Here is a 25,965-nt window from a genome sequence, read left to right on the forward strand (position 1 = left end):
CTGATCCAGTCACGATAAAGGCCACACATGTGGCCTTTATTATCTCAAGCAGTTTTGCGCCTGATGTTACGCTAAACTTTGATTGATTTGTGCAAGGACGGCCGCCGGGTCATCGGCTTGTGTAATCGGACGCCCAATCACTAAGTAGTCGGAACCCGCTGCAACAGCTTGTTCTGGGGTCATAATTCGGCGCTGATCACCAGCCGCACTGCCCACAGGCCGGATCCCGGGCGTCACCAACTTAAAGGCATCGCCACACTGGGCTTTCAGCAAACTGGCTTCTTGCGCTGAACACACCACACCATCCAATCCCGACTGTTGCGTCAGCTTGGCAAGGTGCTGTACCTGCGCTTGTGGTGAGCGTTGTACCCCACTTTGGCGCAAATCCGCGTCCGTCATGCTGGTCAATACGGTAACGCCGATAAGCAATGGACGGTTGCCGCCATATGGCTCAAGCGCCTCACGTGCTGCACTCATCATCCGCTCACCGCCTGAGGCATGAACGTTCACCATCCATACCCCTAGCTCTGCCGCGGCCGCAACCGCTTTCGCACACGTGTTCGGAATATCGTGAAACTTCAGGTCAAGAAAGACATCATGACCGTATGCGTGTAATTGTTTAACCAATGCAGGCCCAAATAAGGTGAACATTTCTTTGCCCACTTTTAAACGACACGAGCCCGGCTCAATTTTATCCACAAAGGCCAATGCTTGATTCATGTCTGCATAATCTAAGGCGACGATGACTTTCGGGTCTTGCATTATTGCTCCTGATTCCTTCACAAGGTTGTTATTCTCGCACTCTGCGTGCTCCCCAGCTGTCGCAGCCATTTGCGGTGACAGCAAGATAAAAAAACGGCGATGCCACTGCATCGCCATTATTCCCCATCCAAGCCCCGAATTGGCTTAATCGCTCCCCAGTTTTTACATGAGGGGCACTGCCAATAAAGCGCATGGGTGGAAAAGCCACACTTACGACAACGGTAATGCGGCTTAACTTTAATCTGTTCTGCAACAAGGTCTTTGAGGGTATTGAGACTGGCTTTCGCGCGCCCCTCTTCCGCCTGTTCCACATGGTATTCCATCAGCTTGTGGAAACCACGCATGGTCGGGTTACGGGTTAGTTGGCGGGTCAGGAAGCTTTGTGCCATCGCGAGGTTCTCATTGGCACTGATCACCTCTGAAAGCATCAGTTCAGCGCTGACGCCGGCTTTTTTCTCAATACATTCTTTTAAGAAACGGACAAGCTGCATTTCGCGTCCCAAGGCGCGATAACTTTGCGCGAGAAGCGGTAAAGCCTCGCTGACAAAATCAGCATCTTGCTCGAGAATGTTTTCCAGCTGCTTAATCGCCCCTTTATAGTCCTCGTGCTGAATATCAAGCTTGGCTAGCATCAGACTGGCTCTGACACAGCCTTTATCATAGGACAGGGCGCGCCGTAGCAGTTGTCGGGCTTTGTGCTCATTCCCCTCACCCATCTGCTGCATCGCTAACTCACAGTGAAAATGAGCGATGTCTTTGCGCAGTTTGCTCTTACCCAATTTAACCAGTTTGGCCGCGGTATCTATCGCTTGTTCCCACTCACGTGTTTGCTGGAAAATCGCTAAAAGCTGTTGTAGCGCAAACTCTTTGTAGTCAGGCTCATCGACCAATTTGACAAAGATTTTCTCTGCGCGGTCGAAAAAGCCCGCTACCATGTAGTCTTTCGCCAACTGTTGCATGGCGAGATTACGTTGGTCGAGGGTCAGGTTAGGACGTGCAATGAGGTTTTGGTGAATGCGGATCGCTCTGTCGACTTCGCCGCGAGAGCGAAACAAGTTGCCCAACGCGAGGTGAGTATCAATCGTTTCATTATCGACTTGGAGCAGTTCAATAAAGAGATCGACTGCTTTATCCGACTGCTCAGACAGCAGTAGATTGAGTCCCGTGACATACTGACGAGACAGATGATGTGACTGTTCTTGCCGTCGATGACGAGCATTCCTGTTACCCATATACCAGCCGTAACCGGCCGCTATTGGCAATAACAGAAACAACAGCTCTAGCATGAATTAATGTTCCTTAAGCGGGTCCGTACGCAATTTATCAAGTTCTTTGCGTTGTTTCTCTACCTGCTTACGCAATCCTCGCGCCGTTAAGCGCGCTTTGAGGTACAGCGCTCCACATACCAGCCAGCCTATGCCAAAGCCAATGACAAAGACAATGCCCAAGATGACTGACAGCTTAAATTCACCTTGCGCGATAAGATAGTTAAAGTTAATCACTTCTTGGTTTTGCGCTCCCAGCGCCAAGGTGATCAAAAAGCATAACACCAGAAACAGAATGCCGAGTATTTTCACAAGTATTCCCTCATTGCGAAAGGCCTAGCGCCCCATCAATCATGATAAACCTGCCAGATGCGAGGCATCTGTCACTGTGATAGTTCCTGTGAGTTAAGCCAAGCTGCGCACCGTATTAAAGGTGTGCGTGTATCAAGGCGTAACATCCGGCGCCTGACCTTGTGATGACTGGTACGAGATCTTACACAGGAGGTATGATTATGCAGGAAATTCATCACGCAAGCTATGATCGATAGACATAAAAAAACGGCACACCTACAGCATGCCGTTTTTTTCAGCGCACATCGCTTAACTGTAAATGTTAACGCGATCGCGAAGTTCCTTACCCGGTTTAAAATGCGGAACGTACTTACCGTCCAATTCCACTTTTTCGCCCGTTTTAGGATTACGCCCCACACGAGGCGCACGATAATGCAGTGAGAAACTACCAAAACCACGGATCTCGATGCGGTCACCGCTCTCGAGTGTGGTCGCCATGTGCTCAAGGATTTCCTTGATGGCATCCTCTACCTGCTTTGCAGATAGATGGGTTTGCTGACTACAGAGCCTTTCAATCAACTCAGATTTGGTCATAAACACCCCGCTTTAGTATGTTTCTCAACAGTATAAATGCAGAGAGGGAAAATTTCCCCCTCTTATTGTGCATTATTCGCTCTTCGCTGCTTTGAACGCGTCAGCCATAGCGTTACCGAACGCGCCTTCTTCGGCTTTGTTCAGGCTAGCCATTGCTTCTTGCTCGTCAGCTTCGTCTTTAAGACGTACAGACAGGTTCAGAACGCGGTTCTTACGGTCAACACCGGTGAACTTCGCTTCAACACTGTCACCAACAGCAAGTACTTGAGTCGCGTCTTCAACACGATCACGAGCCGCTTCAGAAGCGCGCAGGTAACCTTCAACACCTTCTGCTAGCTCAACAGTTGCGCCTTTCGCGTCAACAGCAGTCACTGTACCGTTAACGATAGCACCTTTTTTGTTGGCTGCCAGATAGTTGTTGAATGGGTCTTCTTCCATTTGCTTGATGCCCAGTGAGATACGCTCACGCTCAGCATCAACCTGAAGGACCACTGCAGAGATCTCGTCACCTTTCTTGTATTCGCGAACAGCTTCTTCGCCAGCCACGTTCCAAGAGATGTCAGACAGGTGAACCAGACCGTCGATGCCGCCGTCTAGACCGATGAAGATACCGAAGTCAGTGATTGACTTAATCTTACCAGTTACACGATCGCCTTTGTTCTGAGTTTCAGCGAATTGCTGCCATGGGTTGGCTTTACACTGTTTCAGACCTAGGCTGATGCGACGACGCTCTTCGTCGATGTCCAGAACCATAACTTCAACTTCGTCACCCACGTTAACCACTTTAGATGGGTGGATGTTTTTGTTGGTCCAGTCCATTTCAGACACGTGTACCAGACCTTCAACGCCTTCTTCGATTTCAACGAAGCAGCCGTAGTCAGTTAGGTTGGTTACGCGACCAGTCAGCTTGTGACCTTCTGGGTAACGGTTAGCAATTGCTACCCATGGATCTTCACCCAGTTGCTTCAGGCCTAGTGATACGCGAGTGCGCTCACGGTCAAACTTCAGAACTTTAACGTTGATTTCGTCACCAACATTAACGATTTCTGATGGGTGCTTAACGCGCTTCCACGCCATGTCAGTGATGTGAAGCAGGCCGTCAACGCCGCCCAGATCAACGAACGCACCGTAGTCAGTCAGGTTCTTAACGATACCTTTAACTTCCATGCCTTCTTGCAGAGAAGCTAGCAGCTCGTCACGCTCAACGCTGTTTTCTGACTCGATAACCGCACGACGAGAAACAACAACGTTGTTGCGCTTCTGGTCAAGCTTGATTACTTTGAACTCGAGCTCTTTGCCTTCCAGGTGAGAAGTGTCACGTACTGGACGAACGTCAACCAGTGAACCCGGTAGGAACGCACGGATGCCGTTCAGTTCTACGGTGAAACCACCTTTCACTTTACCGTTGATGATACCCATCACGGTTTCAGCTTCTTCGTACGCTTTCTCTAGCTGGATCCAAGCTTCGTGACGCTTAGCTTTCTCACGAGAAAGCTGAGTTTCACCGAAACCGTCTTCCACTGCGTCCAGGGCTACGTCTACTTGACCGCCAACTTCAATTTCAAGTTCGCCAGCAGCGTTCTTGAATTGGTCAGCTGGGATAGCAGATTCAGATTTCAGGCCTGCGTCAACCAGAACGAAACCGTTCTCGATAGCAACAACAGTACCCTTAACAATAGAACCTGGGCGAGTTTCGATTTCTTTTAGAGACTCTTCAAAGAGTTGAGCAAAAGATTCAGTCATTATATTTAAATCTTCAATTTGATAAACGTCCACGGGTATCCTACCGCATGGGGTTGTTAAATATGTTAGCCATCATCCTTGCAGCTAACGGTTATAGACTGCTTATGCAGCCGATAATTTGCTTTCAATAAACGCCAGCGCTTGCTCGATCACCTCGTCAATTGACAGTGAGGTTGAATCTAGCACCAATGCATCTGGCGCGGGGCGTAATGGTGCCACCGCTCGGTTGCGGTCACGGTCATCACGCTCTTGAATTTCACTTAAAAGGCGGTCAAAGGTAACATTAACCCCCTTTTCTTGCAACTGCTGCTGACGGCGGCGGGCACGCTCTTGTGCACTGGCATCTAAGAATATTTTCACTTCGGCCTGCGGAAAGACCACGGTGCCCATATCACGGCCATCGGCAATCAATCCCGGCTCGCCGGCAAACGCGCGTTGACGACGCAACAGTGCTTCACGCACACGTGGTAACGCGGCAACTTTTGACGCCTGATTCCCGACTTGTTCGGTACGTAGCGTCGCGGAAACGTCTTCGCCTTCCAGAATCACTTTTACCAGCTCACCTTCGGCGATGAACTGTACATCTAGGTTAGCAGCCAATGGCACTAATGCATCTTCTGAGGTGGTGTCCACATCATGGTGAATCGCAGCCAATGCCAATACACGGTATATCGCGCCAGAATCCAACAAATGCCACTGCAGTTTTTCTGCCAGTCGCATACATAAGGTTCCTTTTCCAGCACCACTTGGGCCATCTACTGTAATAACAGGCGCCTGTGTCGGCATAAATCTCTCCACATTTGGTTGAGTGCGTCGACGTTGCGCTATCCAAGCGCCCTCATACAAAGGGAAGCAACGCCGATAAATCGGCGCTTATTATAGAAGAAAGCGAGGAGGAAATCACCGCCACCGTCAGTTTATCCGTACGTATGGCGGTGGGATATTCAAGACTGACTAATGGCCGCGAGTTTTTCAAAGTAGTCTGGGAACGTCTTTGACGTACAACCCGGGTCATTAATGGTAACTGGCGTGTCACTCAACGCCACCAGCGAGAAACACATCGCCATCCGATGATCGTCATAGGTATCGATCGCCGCATGAGTGAGCTGCTGAGGCGGTTCAATGTACAAGTAATCATCCCCCTCTTCGACCACCGCTCCCACTTTTTTCAACTCGGTTGCCATCGCATGTAAGCGATCGGTTTCTTTTACTCGCCAATTGTAAACGTTACGAATACGCGTGGGGCCTTTGGCAAACAGCGCCGCTACCCCAATAGTCATGGCCGCGTCAGGGATGTGGTTGAAGTCCATGTCCACACCATGAAGCTCGCCTTTTCGTGCAATGACGTAATCATCACCCCACTCGATGTCAGCGCCCATTGCCGCTAACGCATCGGCAAATTGGATGTCACCTTGCACACTATGACGACCAATACCGGTGACCTTCACGGCACCGCCTTTAATGGCCGCGGCCGCGAGGAAGTAAGAAGCCGATGACGCATCGCCTTCTACCATCAGATGGCCTGGCGATTGATAGCGTTGCCCCGCCGGAACCACAAACCGCTGATAGTTATCGTTATGTACCTCGACGCCAAACTGGGCCATGATCGCCAAGGTAATATCAATATAGGGTTTCGATACCAAGTCGCCTTTAATGGTGATCCGCGTTTCTTCACGCGCTAACGGCGCGGCCATCAACAGGGCGGTTAAGAATTGGCTAGAAATACTGCCATCGATACTGACATCGCCGCCAGCGAGACCCGTGCCTTTAATATGTAATGGTGGGTAGCCTTCGCTCTCTAAATAGCGAACCTCTGCCCCTATGGCATTGAGTGCCTCAACAAGGTGGCTAATGGGACGCTCTTTCATGCGCGGCTCACCGGTTAGAGTGATCTCACCTTCACCCAAACACAGCGCGGCCGTTAATGGACGCATGGCCGTACCCGCATTGCCTAAAAACAGCTCCAGTGGCGCTTGGGTATGAAAGGCGTGTCCCAACCCTTCCACAACACACTCAGTGCGATCGTCAGACAGCTGATAAGACACGCCTAAGTCAGTAAATGCATTGAGCATATGACGCACATCGTCACTGTTGAGCAGGTTGGTTAAGCGCGTCGTACCGGATGCTAGCGCGGCCAGCAGTAAAGCGCGATTAGATACACTCTTTGAGCCGGGAAGGTTAATGTGACCATCGATATGAGAGATCGGGGAAAGTGTCAGTTGCTCCATTCTGGTTTAATTTCCGTGATGCTTTGTGCAACCAGAGTAACCAAAATACAAGCCATCTCACAATTATTATTTTTATCAAAGTAGAAACAAAAACGTCCCAGACGCAAAAAGCGGCTGGGACGCAAACCGTTTTACACCGCGTTAGGCGTATTTTTTCTCAAACTTCACCATGAAGTCGACTAATGCCTGAACCCCTTCAAGGGACATTGCATTATAGATTGACGCGCGCATTCCTCCGACATCTCGATGCCCTTTCAGCGCGTGCAATCCATGCTCCATCGCTTCGGCGAGGAAGGTGTCGTCCAGCTCACTGTTAGCGAGTTGGAAAGGCACATTCATCAGTGAGCGATTATCTGGGTGAACATCGTTGCGATAGAAAGAAGAGTTATCGATGCAATCGTACAACAGCGTCGCTTTTTGCTGATTGTGCGCATAAATAGCCTCAACTCCCCCTCTCTTTTTCAGCCATTTAAAGACTTCTGCTGCCAGGTACCAAGCAAAGGTGGGTGGCGTATTGAACATGGATTCTTTCTCGGCCAAGACTTTGTAGTTCAACACACTCGGCAACACATCTTTAGCAAGGTGTAATAAATCATCACGCACAATCACCAAGGTCAGCCCCGCCGGACCGATATTCTTCTGCGCCCCCGCATAGATCACGCCATACTTGGACACATCTATCGGGCGAGAGAGAATGTTCGATGACATATCTGCCACGATGGGTTTGTTGGTTTCCGGCAGATCCGTGATTTCAATCCCATCAATGGTTTCATTGGGGCAAAAATGCACGTATGCGGCATCATCACTTAACAACCACTCGTTTGCCGGCAAGATAGCGCGTTTACCATCACGCTCGCGCGTCACATTGATCACATTGGGAGTGCAGTAGCGCTTGGCCTCTTTGACGGCACTCGTCGCCCAGTAACCGCCATCGACATAGTCAGCAATGGTGTTGTTACCCAGTAAGTTCATGGGTACCGCCGCAAACTGAGCGCGTGCGCCACCTTGGCAAAAGAGAATGTGATAATTGTCTGGGATCACCAGTAGTTCACGTAAATCTTGCTCTGATTGACGAGCAATGGCTAAAAACTCTTTACTGCGATGAGAGATTTCCATCACCGAGGTGCCAAGACCGTTCCAATTGGTGAATTCTTTTTGTGCTTTTAGCATTACCTCGCGGGGAAGCATCGCGGGTCCGGCAGAAAAATTGTATACCTTGTCCATGTTGTGGAGGGGCTCCTGCTGTTTTTTATCTGCAAGACGTATCTCGCGTTTTGACGAAGATACATCGTTGAAAGGCGTAGCTACTGATTTAACACGTTTGCATGGGCTTTGGAAATATAGCGCGTAAAAAAGGGCGCAGATCACTGCACCCTTTTATTGTTTTATGATTGCAACACGAGGACTTAAGCGTCTTGATCGCTATCCGTCTCACTCGGTGTGTCATCATTGTCCTCAGAGCTGGTCTCAGAGGCGGGTGCGTCACTGGTTGCATTGGCATTTGCCGCCGCTTCGTTAGCCAGTGCTTCCATTTCCTCTTCATCCGGCTCTTCGATACGCTGAAGACCAACCACTTTTTCATCATCACTGACGCGGATCAGTCGTACGCCTTGGGTATTACGGCCCACTTGGCTGACTTCTTCCGCGCGGGTACGTACCAGGGTACCGGCATTGGTGATTAACATCAGTTCATCACCGGTGCATACCTGGATGGCACCGACAACGTCACCATTACGCTCAGAGACTTTAATCGAGACCACACCCTTGGTCGCACGGCTCTTCGTTGGATATTCTTCCAGCGCCGTGCGTTTACCAAAGCCGTTCTCCGTCACCGTCAGGATATCACCATCCGACTGCGGCACAATCAGGGAAACGACTTGGTCTTTCTCTGCGAGCTGAATCCCGCGGACACCTGCCGCGGTACGGCCCATTGCCCGTACTGTCTCGTTAGACGCCACAAAGCGCACCACTTTACCGAATTGCGAGAACAGCATGACTTCGCTGTTATCATCAGTCAGCTGCGCGCCAATGAGGCTATCACCGTCACGCAGGTTCACGGCAATAATGCCCGCGCTGCGTGGACGGCTAAAGTCAGTCAGCGGGGTTTTCTTCACGGTGCCGTGCGCAGTGGCCATGAAGACGTATTTGTCTTCTGCATATTCACGAACCGGCAGAATAGTGGTGATCCGCTCGTCGTCTTCCAATGGCAGCAAGTTGACGATCGGTTTACCGCGTGCGTTACGCGACGCATGTGGCAGTTGATACACTTTCAACCAGTACATACGGCCACGTGTCGAGAAGCACAAGATAGTGTCGTGCGTATTCGCTACCAACAGACGCTCAATGAAATCTTCATCTTTCATGCGCGTGGCTGATTTACCTTTACCACCGCGACGCTGCGCTTCATAGTCACTCAAGGCTTGATATTTCACATATCCCTCGTGTGACCATGTCACGATGACATCTTCTTCGTTGATCAGATCTTCGATATCAATGTCAGCGCTTGCCGCCGTGATCTCGGTCAGGCGCTTATCGCCATAACTATCACGAATCGCCTCAAGCTCTTCGCGGATCACTTCCATCAAACGCTCGGTGCTGGCCAAGATATGCATTAATTCAGCAATTTGTTCCAGCAGCGATTTGTATTCATCAAGGATCTTGTCGTGCTCGAGCCCAGTCAACTTATGCAGACGCAAATCCAGAATCGCTTGCGCTTGTTGCTCAGTCAGATAGTAGGAACCGTCATCTCGTGCACCAAACTCAGGCGCTAACCACTCAGGGCGCGCAGAATCAACACCCGCCGCTTCCAACATGGCAGACACGCCACCTAAGCTCCAGCCTTGTGCTTGTAGCTCTTGTTTGGCAACTGCTGGGGTCGGCGCTCGACGAATAAGCTCGATTACTTCATCGATGTTAGCCAGCGCAACCGCTAGACCTTCAAGGATGTGTGCACGCTCACGCGCTTTGCGTAATTCATACACAGTACGACGAGTGACCACTTCACGGCGGTGATTGACAAAACACTCCAACATCCCTTTGAGGTTGAAGAGTTTTGGCTGGTTGTTATCCAGCGCCACCATGTTGATACCAAACGACGTTTGCAACTGAGTCTGGGCATACAGGTTGTTGAGAACGACTTCTGCCACCGCGTCGCGGCGACATTCGATCACAATCCGCATCCCGTCTTTATCTGACTCGTCACGCAGCGCTGAAATGCCTTCAATTTTCTTATCTTTGACAAGCTCAGCAATCTTTTCAATCAGGCGCGCTTTGTTAACTTGATACGGGATCTCATTGACAACAATGGTTTCTTTACCATGTTTATCTGCTTCGATCTCCGCCTTCGCACGTAGATAGATTTTGCCTCGACCGGTCTTATAAGCATCTTCGATGCCTTTACGGCCGTTGATCATCGCCGCGGTCGGGAAATCAGGACCCGGAATATGCTCCATCAGCTCATCGATGGTGATATCTTCGTTATCGATATACGCCAGACAGCCGTTGATCACTTCGGTGATGTTATGAGGTGGGATGTTGGTTGCCATCCCCACCGCGATACCAGAAGCGCCATTCACTAACAAGTTAGGCACGCGCGTCGGTAAAACATCAGGGATTTGCTCCGTACCGTCATAGTTAGGTACGTAGTCCACTGTTTCTTTGTCTAGATCCGCGAGGAGCTCATGGGCAATTTTTGCCATGCGCACTTCGGTGTAACGCATCGCCGCGGCCGAGTCACCATCAATGGAGCCAAAGTTACCTTGGCCATCCACCAACATATAACGCAGTGAGAAAGGCTGCGCCATACGAACAATAGTGTCGTAAACCGCGCTATCACCGTGTGGGTGGTATTTACCGATTACGTCACCGACCACACGGGCCGATTTTTTATATGGCTTGTTCCAGTCGTTGCCAAGTACATTCATCGCGAATAAAACGCGGCGGTGTACTGGCTTTAGGCCATCACGCACGTCAGGAAGAGCTCGGCCAACAATGACAGACATTGCATAGTCGAGATACGAGCTTTTCAGCTCCTCTTCGATATTGACTGGCGTGATCTCTTTAGCAAGATCGCTCATGGAGCCAACATCCCTCAAATAATGTTTGCGTATTCAAATACGTGACCACGGAGGATAACACAAAGCCACTCGCTAGACACGTGAATATGGCTAAGATGTATCATAGATCTCGTTAGAAAAGCCTCTCAACGCGTCTATGCGGGTAAAAACCCATCACTTCCGTGTCTGGCTATCAAGAATTAAAAATAAAAGCCCAGAAACGTCCTCAGCGCTTATTTACTTTTTCTATTTACCGTATAGCAGCGTCATCTTCACCCTTTATCGCTTCCTGTTTGCTGTCATTTCAGCCATTTTGGCCCATACTTAAATCGTGAGAACGCGTGACATACGACGCGTAGAAAGGATTGTTGTCGACACGTTCGACTAAGGAGTAAGCAGCATGCTGACTCGTATCGTGAATGCTATCGGAATGTGCTTGATTGCCGGTAAATACATGTTAGCGTGCATCATTGCTGTCAGTGCAATGATGACTGCAACCTTGTAACCACTATCACGCGGCCCGGCTGGCGAGCCGCGTTTATCGCTCACCGACACTTGGCGGGACCACTAAGCTCGCTTATCCTGCAGCGCCCTTTTGCGTGCCCAATACCACCAATTACACTTCCTTTGTTCCACGCGTTCCCGAGCTGCAACGACACAGCATTTGGGTATATAATGCAGCAAAACCAATAAGGAAGCTGTATTTATGAGCCACGTAGCTAACGTTGACCCGGCAGAAATTCAAAAGTTTGAAGACATGGCATCACGCTGGTGGGATTTGGAAGGTGAGTTTAAACCCCTCCACCAAATCAACCCGCTACGCTTGCAGTACGTGATAGAAAAAGCCGGCGGCCTGTTTGGTAAAAAGGTGTTAGACGTTGGCTGCGGCGGAGGCATTCTTGCCGAAAGTATGGCTCGCGAAGGCGCCGAGGTCACGGGACTAGATATGGGCAAAGAGCCACTGACCGTTGCACGCTTGCATGCGCTCGAATCCGGTATTGACGTACAATACATTCAGTCGACCGCTGAAGAACACGCTGATAGCTACGCCGGCCAGTACGATGTGGTGACCTGCATGGAGATGCTAGAACACGTGCCAGAACCTGCCTCAGTGATCCAAGCGTGTGCGAACATGGTCAAACCTGGCGGTCATGTTTTCTTTTCGACGCTCAACCGCAATACCAAGTCGTGGCTATTTGCTATCGTGGGCGCCGAGCACCTGCTCAAACTGGTTCCGAAAGGCACTCACGACCATCATAAGTTTATTCGTCCTTCTGAACTGATGGCGATGATCGATACCACTGCCCTCCAAGCGCGTGGTATGACCGGCTTACACTACAACCCATTAATCGGCATCTATAAGTTATCCAACGCCAATGTCGACGTGAATTATTTGCTCCACACTGTCAACCCCGCTTAAAGAGTTGAGGCATTGTATGACCACCCCCGCAACGGTTTTGTTTGATCTCGATGGCACGCTGCTAGATACCGCGCCGGATATGGGCATGGCAGCGAACCGCGTGCTCGCAGAGTACAACTTACCACCTCTTAGCCAAGAGCAAATCTACCGCCATACCAGTCATGGGGCGCGCGGTTTACTGACCGCAGGGTTTGGTGATAAAGCCAAAGAGCAAGATCCCATCGCCTTGCGGGCCCGTTTTCTGCATCATTACGGCCAAGCGATTTGTTCGGGGACGACTTTGTACGAAGGTATCGAAGCGCTCCTCGATCTGTTAGAGCATCAGGCCATCCCGTGGGGCATTGTCACCAATAAACCTGAAGGGCTCACCCATCAGCTGTTAACCTTTTTTCCACGCCTGCAGCAGGCACAGGTTATTGTCGGGGCTGACACTTACGCGCACGCCAAGCCTCACCCATTGCCGCTTCTCGAGGCAGCGAAAACGCTTAATTGTGCACCAGAGCACTGCTTCTATGTCGGAGATATTGAAAATGACATGTTAGCCGCACGGGCGGCCAATATGGGTGCCGCGGTCGCCGCGTGGGGATACACAGGTGGTGATGATGTAATCAGTAAATGGGAAGCAGATCATATTTTCGCCACCCCACACCATCTCAGTGCCTTTATTGGATCCTAATCACACCCCACAAACCGTGGGGTTTGTTGCCTTTTCAATCAGTTAAAACGGATCACTGTTCGAGCCCAAGATCAATCAAAATAAATTTTTTTTCTTGGCCTTTTTACTGTTTCAACGATTGAAATTCTCGCTAATCTTGGCGCACTTGGAACGCTAGGTTGGTGATTACTAACTTGCGTTATAACATCCCCAAGATATCCACACCTCATCAGAGTGTCGTTCTCTTGCAATATCGCGGTTATATCACTATCTTGTAACGCATCGACAAGCCGACCCCTATATATAGTGTATGAGCGACGCAACGTCCGCATAGAGGCCGACCAAAAAATCATCAGGCATTTTATAAAATCTTGCGAAAATAGCAGTTTGGCAAGGAAATTTTGGGAAAGCACACAAAATGAACAAAGAAATAACCGTACTTAAGCGTGATGGACGCAAAGAAAATTTAAACCTCGATAAAATCCATCGCGTTGTTACTTGGGCTGCAGAAGGCCTCACCAACGTCTCCGTTTCTCTCGTCGAGATGCGCTCTCACATCCAGTTTTACGATGGCATGCGTACTGAAGACATTCATGAGACGATCATCAAAGCTGCAGCGGACCTAATTTCGGAAGAAAGCCCAGATTATCAATACCTTGCTGCTCGCCTAGCGGTGTTCCACCTACGTAAAAAAGCGTACGGACAGTTCGAGCCGCCCACGCTCGTGAAGCATGTGAAAAACATGGTTGAGAAGGGTAAATATGATGCCCACATTCTCGAAGACTACAGCGAAGACGAGCTCGACACCCTAGACAGCTATATCGACCACTGGCGCGATATGAACTTCTCATACGCAGCCGTTAAACAGCTGGAAGGCAAGTACTTGGTTCAAAACCGTGTGACCGGTGAAATCTACGAGAGCGCCCAGTTCCTGTATATGATGGTTGCTGCGTGCTTGTTCGCTGCCTATCCAAAAGAAACGCGCCTTGATTATATCCGTCGTTTCTATGATGCGGTTTCTCAGTTCAAGATCTCATTGCCCACGCCAATTATGTCTGGGGTACGCACACCAACGCGCCAGTTTAGCTCGTGTGTACTGATAGAGTGCGACGATAGCCTAGACTCGATCAACGCGACCTCTAGCGCCATTGTTCGCTACGTATCTCAGCGCGCGGGGATTGGTATCAATGCCGGCCGTATCCGCGCGTTAGGTAGCCCAATTCGTGGAGGTGAAGCTTTCCATACGGGTTGTATTCCGTTTTATAAATACTTCCAAACTGCTGTTAAATGCTGTTCACAAGGCGGTGTGCGCGGTGGTGCAGCCACCTTGTTCTACCCTATTTGGCACCGAGAAGTTGAATCCCTGCTGGTATTGAAAAATAACCGTGGTGTGGAAGAAAACCGTGTTCGTCACATGGATTACGGCGTGCAAATCAACAAACTGATGTACACCCGCCTATTAAAAGGTGGCAACATCTCCTTGTTCTCGCCGTCTGATGTACCGGGACTGTATGATGCGTTCTTCGAAGACCAAGAGAAGTTTGAGCGTCTGTACACCCAGTATGAAGCGGATGCCTCTATTCAGCGTGAAACGGTCAAAGCTGTCGATCTTTTCTCTTTGATGATGCAAGAGCGCGCATCAACCGGTCGTATCTATATCCAAAACGTGGATCACTGTAATACGCACAGCCCATTCGATGCGTCCGTGGCACCAATTCGCCAGTCTAACCTGTGTTTGGAAATTGCACTGCCGACCAAGCCACTCAACAATGTTGAAGACGAAAACGGTGAAATTGCGCTGTGTACCCTCTCTGCATTTAACTTGGGTGCGCTGGAGTCACTGGACGAGCTTAGCGAGTTGGCCGATCTGACCATCCGTGCGCTGGATGCCCTGCTTGATTACCAAGACTACCCGCTACCGGCAGCACGTAAAGCGACCATGAACCGCCGTACCTTGGGTGTTGGTGTGATCAACTTTGCTTACTACCTAGCGAAACATGGTGTACGTTATTCCGATGGCAGCGCAAACGGTCTGACTCACCGTACCTTTGAAGCCATTCAATATCACTTGCTTCGCGCCTCTGTTGAACTTGCAAAAGAAAAAGGCGCGTGCCCTGCGTTTAACGAGACCACCTATTCGCAAGGTATTCTGCCAATTGATACCTACAAGAAAGATTTGGATGGTATCTGTGACGAGCCTCTGCACTTAGATTGGGAGACGCTACGTAAAGACATTCAAACGCATGGCTTACGTAACTCAACATTGACCGCCTTGATGCCATCAGAGACGTCATCACAAATCTCAAATGCCACCAATGGCATTGAGCCACCTCGTGGTTACGTATCGGTAAAAGCATCGAAGGACGGTATCCTCAAGCAGGTCGTGCCGGAATTCCATAAATACAAGAATAACTACGAGCTGCTCTGGAACATTGGTAGTAATGATGGCTACTTACAGTTAGTCGGTATCATGCAAAAATTCGTCGATCAGGCGATTTCCGCCAACACCAATTATGATCCGAGCCGTCATCAAAGTGGTAAAGTTCCAATGAACCAACTACTCAAAGACCTGCTCACCGCTTATAAACTCGGGGTTAAAACCCTGTACTATCACAACACCCGTGATGGTGCGAGCGATGGTCAATCGGATCTGAGTGCTGCGCAAGCAGATGATGATTGTGCCGGCGGTGCATGTAAGATCTAACAAATTGGGGTAAGGGCCTGCCCTGCGGGCCCTTTTCTAGAGGTTAATAGGATTCATGACTTACAGTACGTTTTCTAAAGTCAACAACGACCCATTGAAAGAGCCAATGTTCTTTGGCCAATCGGTCAACGTGGCGCGTTACGACCAACAAAAATATGAAATTTTTGAAAAGCTGATCGAAAAACAGCTTTCTTTCTTTTGGCGCCCAGAAGAAGTTGACGTGTCAAGTGACCGCATTGATTACAACAAGTTGCCTGAGCATGAAAAGCATATTTTCATCAGTAACTTGAAGTATCAAACGCTACTCGATTCTATCCAAGGCCGTAGCCCGAATGTCGCCTTGCTTCCTCTGGTGTCAATTCCTGAGCTGGAAACTTGGATTGAGACGTGGAGTTTCTCAGAAACCATCCACTCACGCTCATACACCCACATTATCCGTAATATCGTTGCCGATCCGGCGATTGTATTTGATGATATTGTGATGAATGAGCACATCCAGAAGCGCGCCAACGACATTGCGCAGTACTATGACGACCTCATTCAAACCACTAACTACTATCACCAGTTAGGGGAAGGCACCCATACTATTAATGGCAAAACCATCAGCTTAAGCCTGCGTGCGTTAAAACGTAAGCTGTACCTGTGCCTGATGTCAGTGAATGCACTCGAAGCGATTCGTTTCTACGTCAGCTTTGCTTGTTCATTCGCCTTTGCGGAGCGTGAACTGATGGAAGGCAACGCCAAAATCATCAAGTTTATTGCCCGTGATGAGGCGCTTCACCTTACAGGCACCCAGCACATGCTGAATATTCTGCGTAGCGGGCAGGACGATCCAGAAATGGCTGAGATTGCCAAAGAGTGCGAGCAAGAGTGTTTTGATCTCTTCAAAGACGCCGCTGAGCAAGAGAAAGACTGGGCAGAATACCTGTTCCGTGATGGCTCTATGATTGGCTTGAATAAAGACATTCTTTGCCAGTACGTCGAATACATCACCAACTTGCGTATGTCGGCAGTCGGCCTTGCCCCTGCATACGATAACGCCACCCAAAACCCGATTCCGTGGATCAATGCGTGGCTATCTTCCGACAATGTGCAGGTTGCACCGCAAGAAGCCGAAATTAGCTCATACCTCGTGGGTCAAATCGATAACGAAGTGAGCGTTGAAGACTTTGGTGACTTCGAGCTATGACCCGAATCACGATTGAAGTGAACGGTATCAAGGTGGGTGGCAACACCCACCAAAGTTTGCTTGAACAACTTGAGCAAGCCGGTATTCAACCCGAATATCAATGCCGCAATGGCATGTGCGGTGCGTGCCGTTGTCAATTGCAACAAGGTTCGGTCAAACAAGAAGACGCGATGGCATTTGTTCGTCCCGGCGAAATTCTTACTTGCCAAAGTGCGCCACAGACCGATGTGTCAATTGCATTTGAATACCAGCCCGCAGCGAAAGCAAAAGTCGTTAATGAGTAGTGAGCCTACGCCCACTACTTCTCTCACCTTAGCGCCCAACAGGCACCGATTTAAGCAATCGTCTCAGCATCAATAAAAATGTCATCATGGCGCGCTAATGATGCGTAATCGGCAATCACCGGCTGCCCATGAAGATAACGCCTTAACATGTCCAGCAATACCGTCGCCATATAACAGCGGGCGTTGTCATGGGAGAAATGGCGTTTAAAGCTTAGTCGCTGTCCCCACTCTCCCTCGGGGGTGGAAATCGCCACGCAAATTTGTCCATGAAGCTCAGGACCACATGCTAAACCAATTTGATGCTGGCCTTGTGCAATGGCCGCGCTGGCCATGGCTAATGAGGCAGCGAGCGGGTTGGCAACGGCTTGTTCGGGCACATGCGCATTTGACATGACCCAGCCTTGCTCGACCAAGTGTGCAGCTTGACCGTTTAACGTGCTAGCTAACCATCCGCCCGTAAATTGCTCCACCACCTTTAATACCGCACCTTGACGATTGAGATCGGCGGCCAGCGCTTGCACCATCGCTTGGTTGCAACTGACAACATGATCGCCAAGGCATGATTGCACCGCATCAATGAGCTGCACTTTATCGGGATGATCGTCAGCCATGAAGAGTTTCACTTCAATAAACGGCAGACTCGAGCGATAACCCAGCGTCACATCGTCAGGCAACGAAACAGATGCCATGGCATCGCTGATCCCCGATTCGGATAAGCCAAATGTGAACAAACGGTAACAAGAACGCGCACTGGGTGCATAGTTGTGGCTTAATTCAGGCAGAATCTGCTGCTCTACCATGCAGAAAAACTCTGAAGGCACCCCAGGTGTAAAATAGAAGTGACAGCCATTTAAGTGGCAATAAAAGCCACAGGCAGTGCCATTGGGATTATCGATGAGGCGAGCGCCATCGGGGAGCATGGCTTGTTTTAGGTTGCTTTGCGCCATAGGACGGCCATGACGCTCGTAGCGCTGCTTTAATTCATCCAGCCAGGTTTCATTGAGTGTCAGCTCTACGCCCATCGCCGACGCCATCGCTGCCGTGGTTAAATCATCGGTGGTTGGCCCTAACCCACCATTCACAATCACCACATCCTCGGTTTGAGATAGCCGAACAAGCTCAACCGCCATCTCATCGAGCTCATCCCCGACGGTGACACGCCGAGACATCGCAAATCCATTTTCGTACAGCATGCGGGACAGCCAAGCCGCATTGGTATCTGTGATATCGCCAAGCAAAACTTCTTCACCGGTCGACAGCATCGCGATACGTGGCATGGGTGTTTTATGTTGTTGATTGTCCACCTAGCCGCTCCTTTTGATTAGTATCCTAGAGCATTGATTATGACATCACACGCCATTACGCACTAGCCCAAGCCAATCGTACACTTTATTTTACGGTGTCGTATCTATATCATTACACTCATCAGTTTTTTAATCTGCATAAGCAGTGCACAATACGCATAAATTCACGTTATCTTTTGCGCGAACACAACAATTAACTTTTTATTTACACTGGTTAAACATTATATGAACAAGGTACTAGGAAGTTCGCTAATCATTGCAGGTACGACCATTGGCGCAGGCATGCTCGCGTTACCGCTTGCCTCTGCAGGAATCGGGTTTGGCGCATCGATGGCGCTGATGGGGGTGATGTGGGCCTTGATGACCTACACCGCATTGTTGATGCTAGAAGTGCACCAATACGCCGACGCTGACGCCACCCTACACAGTCTCGCAAAACAATTTTTAGGGGATAAAGGCAAATGGCTGGCATCGTTCGCGATGCTTTTTCTTTTCTACTCGCTTTGCGCTGCTTACATTGCGGGCGGTGGTAGTCAGTTGAATGAGAAGCTTGCACAGTGGTCCTCGATTCAACTCCCACCCGCAGCGGGCGCGGTGCTGTTTACCTTGGTGTTTGGATTGGTGGTGACACTAGGAACCAGCAAGGTAGATTTAATCAATCGTGGGCTATTCACGCTAAAAGTGGTGTTCTTGATCTTGGCTCTAACACTACTCACTCCCCATGTATCGAGCATTAATTTGGTCGAAATGCCGGTGGAGAAAGGCTTGATGGTTGCCGCACTCCCGGTCATCTTCACCTCGTTTGGCTTTCATGGCAGCATCCCTTCGATTGTACGTTATGTGGGGATTGATTTGCCCTCCTTGCGCAAGGTGATGATTATTGGTTCAACCTTACCCCTCGCCTTGTACATTTTTTGGCAGGTCGCGAGCTTGGGGAGCGTGGCGCAGTCAATCTTGCTACAAAACGGTGAGTTGTCACAATTTGTGAAAGTCATTCAGGCAGTGGTGCAACAAGACTATATTGCCTCGAGCATTTCGCTGTTCGCAGACTTGGCACTCGCCACGTCATTCTTAGGCGTGAGTTTAGGGTTGTTTGACTTTATTTCAGACAGCTTTAAGCGTCAGGACACAGTCGGCGGTCGACTGCAAACAGCGGCAATCACTTACTTACCGCCGCTTGTTTTTGCGCTTTTCTATCCACAAGGCTTTATCACTGCCCTTGGCTATGCTGCCATCGCACTGGTTATTCTTGCGGTCGTGTTGCCTGTGCTAATGGTACGTAAGGCTCGCCAGACCGTCTCTACCGACAACCATTATCAGGTCATTGGCGGTAATTTAGGCCTGAGTTTGGCGATGGTCGGCGGTATCGCTGTGGTGGTTGCGCAATTTATGGCGTAAACCTCCCGCTCACCGTGCACTATCAAAACGCCCAGCTTTGGCTGGGCGTTGCTTATGGGCAATGACACGCCTATCGCTATGTGCCTCTACCCACCTAAAAGCCCTCTGGCTAAGGTACTTATCCCGGCCAACGTACACAGTACCAACATAGCGCGCCGAACCAGTACAGGCTTCACCTTCGGCGCGACACGGTAGGCTAACCACGTTGCGAGTAAAACCGCGGGCACCGCGAATGCGGCTTGCTGAACATGCCACCAAGTAAGATAGTCCGTCGCGCCCAGCGCAATCAATGACAAGATACAGCTAATCACAAAGTAGCCGGCCAAGCAGGCACGCATCTTATTCACTTCCGCATGCTGCAATACCAGTGCCATCGGCGGCCCACCGATACTGGTTGTGGTGCCCATGACCCCCGATGTAAACCCAGCAATAAAGAAGTTGAGGCGATTCGGTGCAATGTTGAGACGTGCCATACTAGCAAACACTGCCAGTAAGACCGCCGTGCCAATGATGATTTCTAGCATTTGCGTCGTTACCACCAACATAATGGCGCCTGCTAGCATGGTGCCAGGCACACGCCCCAAGTACGCCCAGCTCAAATCACGAAAAGACAGTTGGTGGCGATACTGCCACGCATTGATACTGGCGAGGGTCAGCCCCACCATTGAAATCGTGGTTGGGACCAATTTCGGATCAATCATAAGCAGCAGCGGCGCAGCGACAATCGCCATGCCAAAACCAATTAAACTTTGCACAAAACAGCCCAAGCCTAGGATCACGGCCACGGCAAATGACACGCTTAAATCTGCCATAGTAAAGCTTCTTTATATTAAGTTATTTGCGCGAAATTTTAGCGGCTAAGCGCACGCGATACTATCACTCATTAACAGATTGATTACTCAGGCGTGTCAATTCTACGTAACACGTAAGCAACGTGCTGGCGAAGCGCTGCCCTTAGCGACGCGTGGCATGAATAAGCAGATTGCGTGGCGTTAAGCTCGGCGCACAAAACTGGACCAGATCGACGTGATAGTTATGTTGCTCAAGATACAGCACCCGATCGAGCGCTAGCCAAAGTTCTAAGGCTCGGCGGAACGCAGACTTCACGACATTGATTTGTTCCAGAATCACAAATCGCGTCTCTCCCCGAGCCAAATACGGCGTAAAGTCGGTATCGCTAGATACGGTTAAGCCTTTTTGCGTCGCGCCCCAATGACAAAACGCCTCAAAGCCATCATTCAGTTGCGACTTTTGAATCGCCGGCAGCGGTAAATACTGGTCAGACTGAAAAGCATCACGCTGCCACTCATCAAACCCTAACCGGTACGTGACTTCTTGATAGCGCTGACGACGGACACGCTCACCACCGGTGGCCGCTTCTTGAACCGCGATTTTAAGATCGGTTTTGCTCAGGACCAATCCTGCTTGCTGCCCCGCATCTGACAAAGGTTGATACGTCTTACCCGTGATCAATTGATAACAACACGGTGATACACTTATCGCGTTAAGATCGGCCGCAACCGCTTGGCGCAATAGGTGCACATGCAGATCGCCACAAGCATGCAGCGCCAAGGCATGATCGCAGCGATGAATCACGGGTAATGCCGCATCACTAAAGGCATCCAGGTGATGAAACTGCATCGGCAACTGGTGCTGTTCAGCATAAGCTTGGCCTTGTTCACAAAGCGCCTGCTGCCACTCTAAACTGTCCACTCGCGCGGGTGTACTTGCCGCCACAGCCCGGCCTAAATATCCTTTCCCCGCACACCACTCTAGATATCGTTGCGTTGATGGTTGTGTGGGGACGGCGCTCAAGTAAGCGCGAATTTGCGCCCACTTCCGCCCGGGGACACCCACGCCAAGCCGCTCATCCATAGCCACTGCTGCCATCTTGGCCTCAGGGACATCCGTTAAGCGTGGAATCGCGGCCAACGCTGGCCACCAGTTCGCCAGTTGCTCTGCCACTTGGTTCGGCGCCGCCTTCCATTGCGCGGCCTGTGAAATGTCGAGCGTTGAAAGCCATTCACACAGTTCAGGACACGATGACCAAGGCAGACACGCATGTGCCATCGGCATGGGTCGCCATAACCACTGATACTCCACCAGCAATTCGGTCAGTTGCTTAAATTGAACAAGATATAACGAGTTAGGCATCGGGCTGGCACCTTGATTGCTCGACAAATAGCGGCGTCACTGGGATCAAAAAGGGCTGCCGAAGCAGCCCTAATGGCAATCCCTTATTTTATCGAATCGGTAGTGGAATGTCCTTAAACATTGCCTCAATTTCGTCGTTAGAGCGCAGTGCGACGGCTTGGTCAACAACGTTGCGCGTCAAATGAGGCGCGAAACGTTCGATAAAGTCGTACATATAGCTTCGTAAGAAGGTTCCTTTACGAAAACCAATCTTGGTGGTGCTGGCACCAAAGATATGGCTCGCATCAATCGCTACCAAATCGGTATCTGTATGACTGTCCATCGCCATACTGGCAATCACCCCGACTCCGAGCCCCAATTTCACGTAAGTTTTTATCACATCGGCATCGGTCGCGGTGAAGACAATTTTGGGGGTGAGATGAGCGCGATGAAAGGCTTCATCTAGCTCTGAGCGACCAGTAAAGCCAAACACATAGGTCACCAGTGAATAGGCCGCTAAATCTTCGATGGTGATCTGCTTTTTATGCGCCAGTGGGTGATCTGGGGTAACGATAATTGAGCGATTCCAGTGGTAACAAGGTAGCATCACCAGATCTTCATAGAGGTGAAAGGCTTCCGTCGCAATCGCAAAGTCCGACGTCCCTTTAGCGACTGAGTCTGAGATTTGCGTGGGTGTGCCTTGATGCATATGCAACGACACTTTCGGGAAACGCGCAGTAAAAGTTTTGATCACCTCAGGCAGTGCATAGCGCGCTTGGGTGTGCGTGGTTGAAATGTTTAGGTTCCCCATCTCTGGGTGGGTGTGCTCGCTTGCCACCGCCTTAATGCTTTCAACCCGTGAGAGAATATCTTGCGAAATAGAGACAATCGCCTCACCTGCTGGTGTCACTTTGGTTAAGTGCTTACCGCTCCGCTCAAAAATCTGCACGCCCAGCTCATCTTCTAACAACCTGACTTGTTTACTGATCCCAGGCTGAGAGGTATATAAACTCTCTGCCGTCGCAGACACATTCAAGTTATGATTGACGACTTCAACGATGTATCTAAGCTGTTGTAGTTTCATAGTGCAGACGCATGAGCCTCGTAATAAAAGTGACCGCCTTAGGATTTCTCTTCTTCATTTATATACCCAAATTCGATTATTTAATAGGCTTTGGTTATATAAACGTTAGTGATTGCACATTCACTAATCGATCCTGTGCCTATGGTGTGAGAAGGATGGAATATTCCTGCGAGGAAAACCCAGAATCAAGCAATTAGAGTCGCGAATTCCACCAACATGGGCCACACTCAAACAAACTAACGCGAGATCGAACGTAAGTGAGGTTGAAACTCAGGTTAGAGACGGATCACTGAACCGTGTTAACACCTGTATTCATGCTATCTCTGACCTTAGAGATCGTGTATCTTAATCAGTTGAGTTTATTACAAGGAACATCGACGCTGAATTATGAATATTGCCTTGATAGCTGGCCTTTGTGTCATATTGCTCGGCCTGATTGTCGGCTACAACATTTTGGCTCAACAGCGCAAACAGATTGAATCGCATAAGCGTCAAGAAATGGCCAAACACATTGCGGTCATCGACGCTACCGAAGAGCTAATTGGTAACGCTCACAACCTGCCTTATAGCGGGACTTTGTTAGTTTGCTTGAACAAGAAGATCCTTGATTCACTTAAAGCGATGCATGAGATCGATAACTCAGATAAATCTATTCCGCAGCGTATCAGTGCCACGCAAGCGCAAATTGACCAAATTAAACAAAGTTTCTCGAACAAAGAATCGACATCGTTTCGTGTTCCAGATAGCGACCGCCAAGCTATTTCCATGCTGAAACTGGTAAAACGCCTTCGCTCGGTGATTAAAGCGGAGCACTCAAAAGGCCGTTTACAAACCCAAGCCTTTGTGGCTGAAAATGCGCGCCTCGAGCAAATGCAGCTCAAAATCAATATTGAGAATGTGGTGAAGCGCGCTAACGAAGCGAAGCGCAAAGGCCAATTGGGCACGGCACAACAATTATTGAAAAAAGCGATCGATGTATTGGGTACCAAAAACGACAATTACTCGGCGCAAATGAAAGAACGCCTTCAGCAAATGCACACTGAGGTGACAGAAACACTCAATACCGGTCACGAAAAGAACAAGTCCGATCAAGAACAAGAGAAGAGCGAACTCGACGAACTCTTCGCACCAAAGAAAAAATGGTGATGGGCTTAAAACGAATGACACATTCAAAAAAGGCGCTTATCGCGCCTTTTTTATTGACTTAACGTCGGTCTCTCCGGCTTAAGCGCTAAATCGCATTTTGATATGGTCAAGCACCCCATCCGACGCTTCTTCCAGCAAATCCAACACTTTTTCAAACCCCTGCGCGCCACCGTAGTAGGGATCGGGGATTTCCTGTTCTTCTCCCTCACTCCAACTTAAAAACAAAGAGAGCTTGGATTGATGCGCGTCCGGACACATCATTTGTAAGTCGGATAAGTTGCTCTGATCCGCCGCCAATATCATATCGTGTTTTGCAAAATCATCGGGCTGGATCTGTCGAGCACGAATACCTGCGAAGGAATACCCTCTCGCTTCTCCCGCTTTTTGACTACGTGGGTCGGGCGGATTACCTTGGTGGTATCCCGCCGTCCCTGCCGAGTCGATACGAACCGCCAGTCCTCTAGCCTCAGCACGTGCTCTTAGCACGGCTTCAGCTGTCGGTGAGCGACAGATATTGCCTAAACATACCACCAACACACTGGGTATCGTTGCCGCTTCCTTCATTCACTATTACTCCTTTTGCCTGCGAGCTCACAGTGTATCAGGCCGTCTATTTGCGCGACTAGCTTAGTGCCACCGTATAATCAATCACAATTAAATCCTCAATCACGGGACGAAACACTTCCTTTAACGCTTCGTGTGCAGGATGGGGCAAGTAGGTTTGTCGCGCCGTCTCATCACGAAAGGTCATTAAAATCACATGGCTGTAGCCTTGGTTTTTCCCCTCTGGGCTATTGTTTTCGCCCCACTCTACCGACTCCACCCCTTCAATGGTTGAGGGCATCGCCTCGAACGCATCACGGACAGCCTGAATCTGCGCATCGCGTGCATTGGGCACAAACCGTACTACCAGTACATGACGTATCATTTTAATTCCTTATTGATTTGCCAAATCGACGCTCAATTGTTCGGAAAGGAACTGATTAAATGCTTGCCAAGACTGTTTGTCGGCTTGTTCGCGATAACGCTTCGAACCAAAAACAGTAAAGGCATGAGGCGCCCCAGCATACACTTGCGACCAGTAATCAAGGTTGGCAGCTTCGAGTTCATTAATCAGCTGCGCAAATTCACTCATGGGAACAGCTTTATCCGCACCACCGTGAGCAATAAAAAGTGATGCAATATCTTGTGAATACGCCTGTCCACTTGGGGTTTCCAAGCCACCGTGAAAACTGGCATAACCACTGACTGGCATCTGCTGCGGATTGCGTGCAAGTTCGAGTGTCACTGTCCCGCCAAAGCAATATCCTGCCACCACAGGCGCCTCAATCCCTTGCGACTTTGCCGCTTCCATGCCCGCTTGAATTAAGGCTTGCATCCGTGCTCTATCTTTATAAAGCGCGCCTGTCGCCGCCCGCTTCGCCTCTAGTGTTTGAGGCCGGTTCCCTTTACCGAACATATCAAGCGCAAAAACACGATACCCCATTTCCGCCAACATGTCCGCTCGTTGCTGCTCATACTCAGTCAGCCCATCCCAGTCATGGATGATCACCACACTGCCCTTTTCAACCGAGCTAGGAGTCGCTAAATACCCGGAAAACATCTCATTGTCCCATTGATAATCGATCTGCTCTCCCGCCAATACCGGAAGTGAGAAAAGACATGTTACTGCCGCTAGACGTCGCATTGTTTGTTTCATCATTTCATCCT

General features: G+C 49.8%; 23 protein-coding genes. 7 read left to right on the forward strand and 16 right to left on the reverse strand.

The window, feature by feature from the left end; all coding sequences use genetic code 11:
- Nucleotides 1–66: 66 nt before the first annotated feature.
- The 9 genes from pyrF to gyrA form a co-directional block, all read right to left on the reverse strand.
- Nucleotides 67–762, reverse strand: a complete 696-nt coding sequence (pyrF, locus tag BZJ18_RS02160; RefSeq protein WP_069588880.1) for an orotidine-5'-phosphate decarboxylase — start codon at nt 760–762, stop codon at nt 67–69.
- Nucleotides 763–878: 116 nt separating this feature from the next.
- On the reverse strand, nt 879–2,048 hold the full coding sequence (gene lapB / locus BZJ18_RS02165; protein ID WP_069588879.1) for a lipopolysaccharide assembly protein LapB: 1,170 nt from the start codon (nt 2,046–2,048) through the stop codon (nt 879–881).
- Between the two features lie 3 nt (nt 2,049–2,051).
- Nucleotides 2,052–2,339: a LapA family protein gene (locus BZJ18_RS02170; protein ID WP_069588877.1), complete on the reverse strand. Its 288-nt coding sequence runs from the start codon at nt 2,337–2,339 to the stop codon at nt 2,052–2,054.
- A 288-nt stretch (nt 2,340–2,627) separates the two neighbouring features.
- Nucleotides 2,628–2,912 carry an integration host factor subunit beta gene (gene ihfB / locus BZJ18_RS02175; RefSeq protein WP_069588875.1) on the reverse strand — a complete coding sequence of 95 codons (285 nt, stop codon included), beginning with the start codon at nt 2,910–2,912 and terminating at the stop codon, nt 2,628–2,630.
- A gap of 72 nt (nt 2,913–2,984) precedes the next feature.
- Entirely contained in the window at nt 2,985–4,655 is a 1,671-nt protein-coding gene (gene rpsA, locus BZJ18_RS02180; protein WP_069588938.1) for a 30S ribosomal protein S1, read from the reverse strand.
- 102 nt (nt 4,656–4,757) lie between these two features.
- Nucleotides 4,758–5,441, reverse strand: a complete 684-nt coding sequence (gene cmk / locus BZJ18_RS02185; RefSeq protein WP_069588873.1) for a (d)CMP kinase — start codon at nt 5,439–5,441, stop codon at nt 4,758–4,760.
- Between the two features lie 158 nt (nt 5,442–5,599).
- Nucleotides 5,600–6,883, reverse strand: a complete 1,284-nt coding sequence (gene aroA / locus BZJ18_RS02190; protein WP_077455167.1) for a 3-phosphoshikimate 1-carboxyvinyltransferase — start codon at nt 6,881–6,883, stop codon at nt 5,600–5,602.
- Nucleotides 6,884–7,024: 141 nt separating this feature from the next.
- Nucleotides 7,025–8,107: a 3-phosphoserine/phosphohydroxythreonine transaminase gene (serC, locus tag BZJ18_RS02195; RefSeq protein WP_077455168.1), complete on the reverse strand. Its 1,083-nt coding sequence runs from the start codon at nt 8,105–8,107 to the stop codon at nt 7,025–7,027.
- A 182-nt stretch (nt 8,108–8,289) separates the two neighbouring features.
- The gene (gene gyrA / locus BZJ18_RS02200; RefSeq protein ID WP_077455169.1) at nt 8,290–10,959 is read right to left on the reverse strand and encodes a DNA topoisomerase (ATP-hydrolyzing) subunit A; all 2,670 of its coding nucleotides are present in this window, start codon (nt 10,957–10,959) and stop codon (nt 8,290–8,292) included.
- A gap of 685 nt (nt 10,960–11,644) precedes the next feature.
- Here gyrA and ubiG point away from each other — a divergent pair.
- The 5 genes from ubiG to yfaE all read left to right on the forward strand — a co-directional run bounded on the left by ubiG (nt 11,645) and on the right by yfaE (nt 17,190).
- Nucleotides 11,645–12,358 (forward strand): bifunctional 2-polyprenyl-6-hydroxyphenol methylase/3-demethylubiquinol 3-O-methyltransferase UbiG, encoded by a 714-nt coding sequence (ubiG, locus tag BZJ18_RS02205; protein WP_077455170.1) that lies wholly within the window; start codon nt 11,645–11,647, stop codon nt 12,356–12,358.
- Between the two features lie 16 nt (nt 12,359–12,374).
- Nucleotides 12,375–13,034 (forward strand): phosphoglycolate phosphatase, encoded by a 660-nt coding sequence (gph, locus tag BZJ18_RS02210; protein ID WP_077455171.1) that lies wholly within the window; start codon nt 12,375–12,377, stop codon nt 13,032–13,034.
- A 397-nt stretch (nt 13,035–13,431) separates the two neighbouring features.
- Nucleotides 13,432–15,717 carry a class 1a ribonucleoside-diphosphate reductase subunit alpha gene (gene nrdA / locus BZJ18_RS02215; protein ID WP_077455172.1) on the forward strand — a complete coding sequence of 762 codons (2,286 nt, stop codon included), beginning with the start codon at nt 13,432–13,434 and terminating at the stop codon, nt 15,715–15,717.
- Between the two features lie 55 nt (nt 15,718–15,772).
- Entirely contained in the window at nt 15,773–16,906 is a 1,134-nt protein-coding gene (gene nrdB, locus BZJ18_RS02220; RefSeq protein WP_069588853.1) for a class Ia ribonucleoside-diphosphate reductase subunit beta, read from the forward strand.
- Nucleotides 16,903–17,190, forward strand: coding sequence for a class I ribonucleotide reductase maintenance protein YfaE (gene yfaE / locus BZJ18_RS02225; RefSeq protein WP_077455173.1), 288 nt, complete (start codon nt 16,903–16,905; stop codon nt 17,188–17,190). Before nrdB ends, yfaE begins: the two co-directional genes overlap by 4 nt.
- A 50-nt stretch (nt 17,191–17,240) precedes the next feature.
- On the opposite strand, the gene BZJ18_RS02230 is transcribed toward yfaE, so the two are convergent.
- Nucleotides 17,241–18,494 carry a CinA family nicotinamide mononucleotide deamidase-related protein gene (locus tag BZJ18_RS02230; RefSeq protein WP_241824898.1) on the reverse strand — a complete coding sequence of 418 codons (1,254 nt, stop codon included), beginning with the start codon at nt 18,492–18,494 and terminating at the stop codon, nt 17,241–17,243.
- 225 nt (nt 18,495–18,719) lie between these two features.
- On the opposite strand from BZJ18_RS02230, the gene tyrP reads away from it, so the two are divergent.
- Nucleotides 18,720–19,892 carry a tyrosine transporter TyrP gene (gene tyrP / locus BZJ18_RS02235; protein ID WP_069588848.1) on the forward strand — a complete coding sequence of 391 codons (1,173 nt, stop codon included), beginning with the start codon at nt 18,720–18,722 and terminating at the stop codon, nt 19,890–19,892.
- A gap of 86 nt (nt 19,893–19,978) precedes the next feature.
- On the opposite strand, the gene BZJ18_RS02240 is transcribed toward tyrP, so the two are convergent.
- The 3 genes from BZJ18_RS02240 to cysB all read right to left on the reverse strand — a co-directional run bounded on the left by BZJ18_RS02240 (nt 19,979) and on the right by cysB (nt 23,109).
- Nucleotides 19,979–20,704 carry a sulfite exporter TauE/SafE family protein gene (locus BZJ18_RS02240; RefSeq protein WP_077455174.1) on the reverse strand — a complete coding sequence of 242 codons (726 nt, stop codon included), beginning with the start codon at nt 20,702–20,704 and terminating at the stop codon, nt 19,979–19,981.
- Between the two features lie 142 nt (nt 20,705–20,846).
- Complete coding sequence (locus tag BZJ18_RS02245; RefSeq protein ID WP_077455175.1) at nt 20,847–22,046, reverse strand: methyltransferase; 1,200 nt, start codon at nt 22,044–22,046, stop codon at nt 20,847–20,849.
- 88 nt (nt 22,047–22,134) lie between these two features.
- Nucleotides 22,135–23,109 carry an HTH-type transcriptional regulator CysB gene (gene cysB / locus BZJ18_RS02250; protein WP_077455176.1) on the reverse strand — a complete coding sequence of 325 codons (975 nt, stop codon included), beginning with the start codon at nt 23,107–23,109 and terminating at the stop codon, nt 22,135–22,137.
- Between the two features lie 387 nt (nt 23,110–23,496).
- On the opposite strand from cysB, the gene BZJ18_RS02255 reads away from it, so the two are divergent.
- The gene (locus BZJ18_RS02255; RefSeq protein ID WP_077455177.1) at nt 23,497–24,255 is read left to right on the forward strand and encodes a DNA repair protein; all 759 of its coding nucleotides are present in this window, start codon (nt 23,497–23,499) and stop codon (nt 24,253–24,255) included.
- A 78-nt stretch (nt 24,256–24,333) separates the two neighbouring features.
- Here the strand turns inward: BZJ18_RS02255 and BZJ18_RS02260 are convergent, their stop codons facing one another.
- From BZJ18_RS02260 to BZJ18_RS02270, 3 genes are all read right to left on the reverse strand, one after another.
- On the reverse strand, nt 24,334–24,801 hold the full coding sequence (locus tag BZJ18_RS02260) for a low molecular weight protein-tyrosine-phosphatase (RefSeq protein WP_096631347.1): 468 nt from the start codon (nt 24,799–24,801) through the stop codon (nt 24,334–24,336).
- A gap of 76 nt (nt 24,802–24,877) precedes the next feature.
- Nucleotides 24,878–25,183, reverse strand: coding sequence for a Dabb family protein (locus BZJ18_RS02265; RefSeq protein WP_069588837.1), 306 nt, complete (start codon nt 25,181–25,183; stop codon nt 24,878–24,880).
- A gap of 9 nt (nt 25,184–25,192) precedes the next feature.
- Nucleotides 25,193–25,957, reverse strand: coding sequence for a dienelactone hydrolase family protein (locus BZJ18_RS02270; RefSeq protein ID WP_241824899.1), 765 nt, complete (start codon nt 25,955–25,957; stop codon nt 25,193–25,195).
- Nucleotides 25,958–25,965 lie beyond the last annotated feature (8 nt).

This window comes from Salinivibrio sp. IB872, from assembly GCF_001995345.1.
Classification (GTDB): domain Bacteria; phylum Pseudomonadota; class Gammaproteobacteria; order Enterobacterales; family Vibrionaceae; genus Salinivibrio; species Salinivibrio proteolyticus.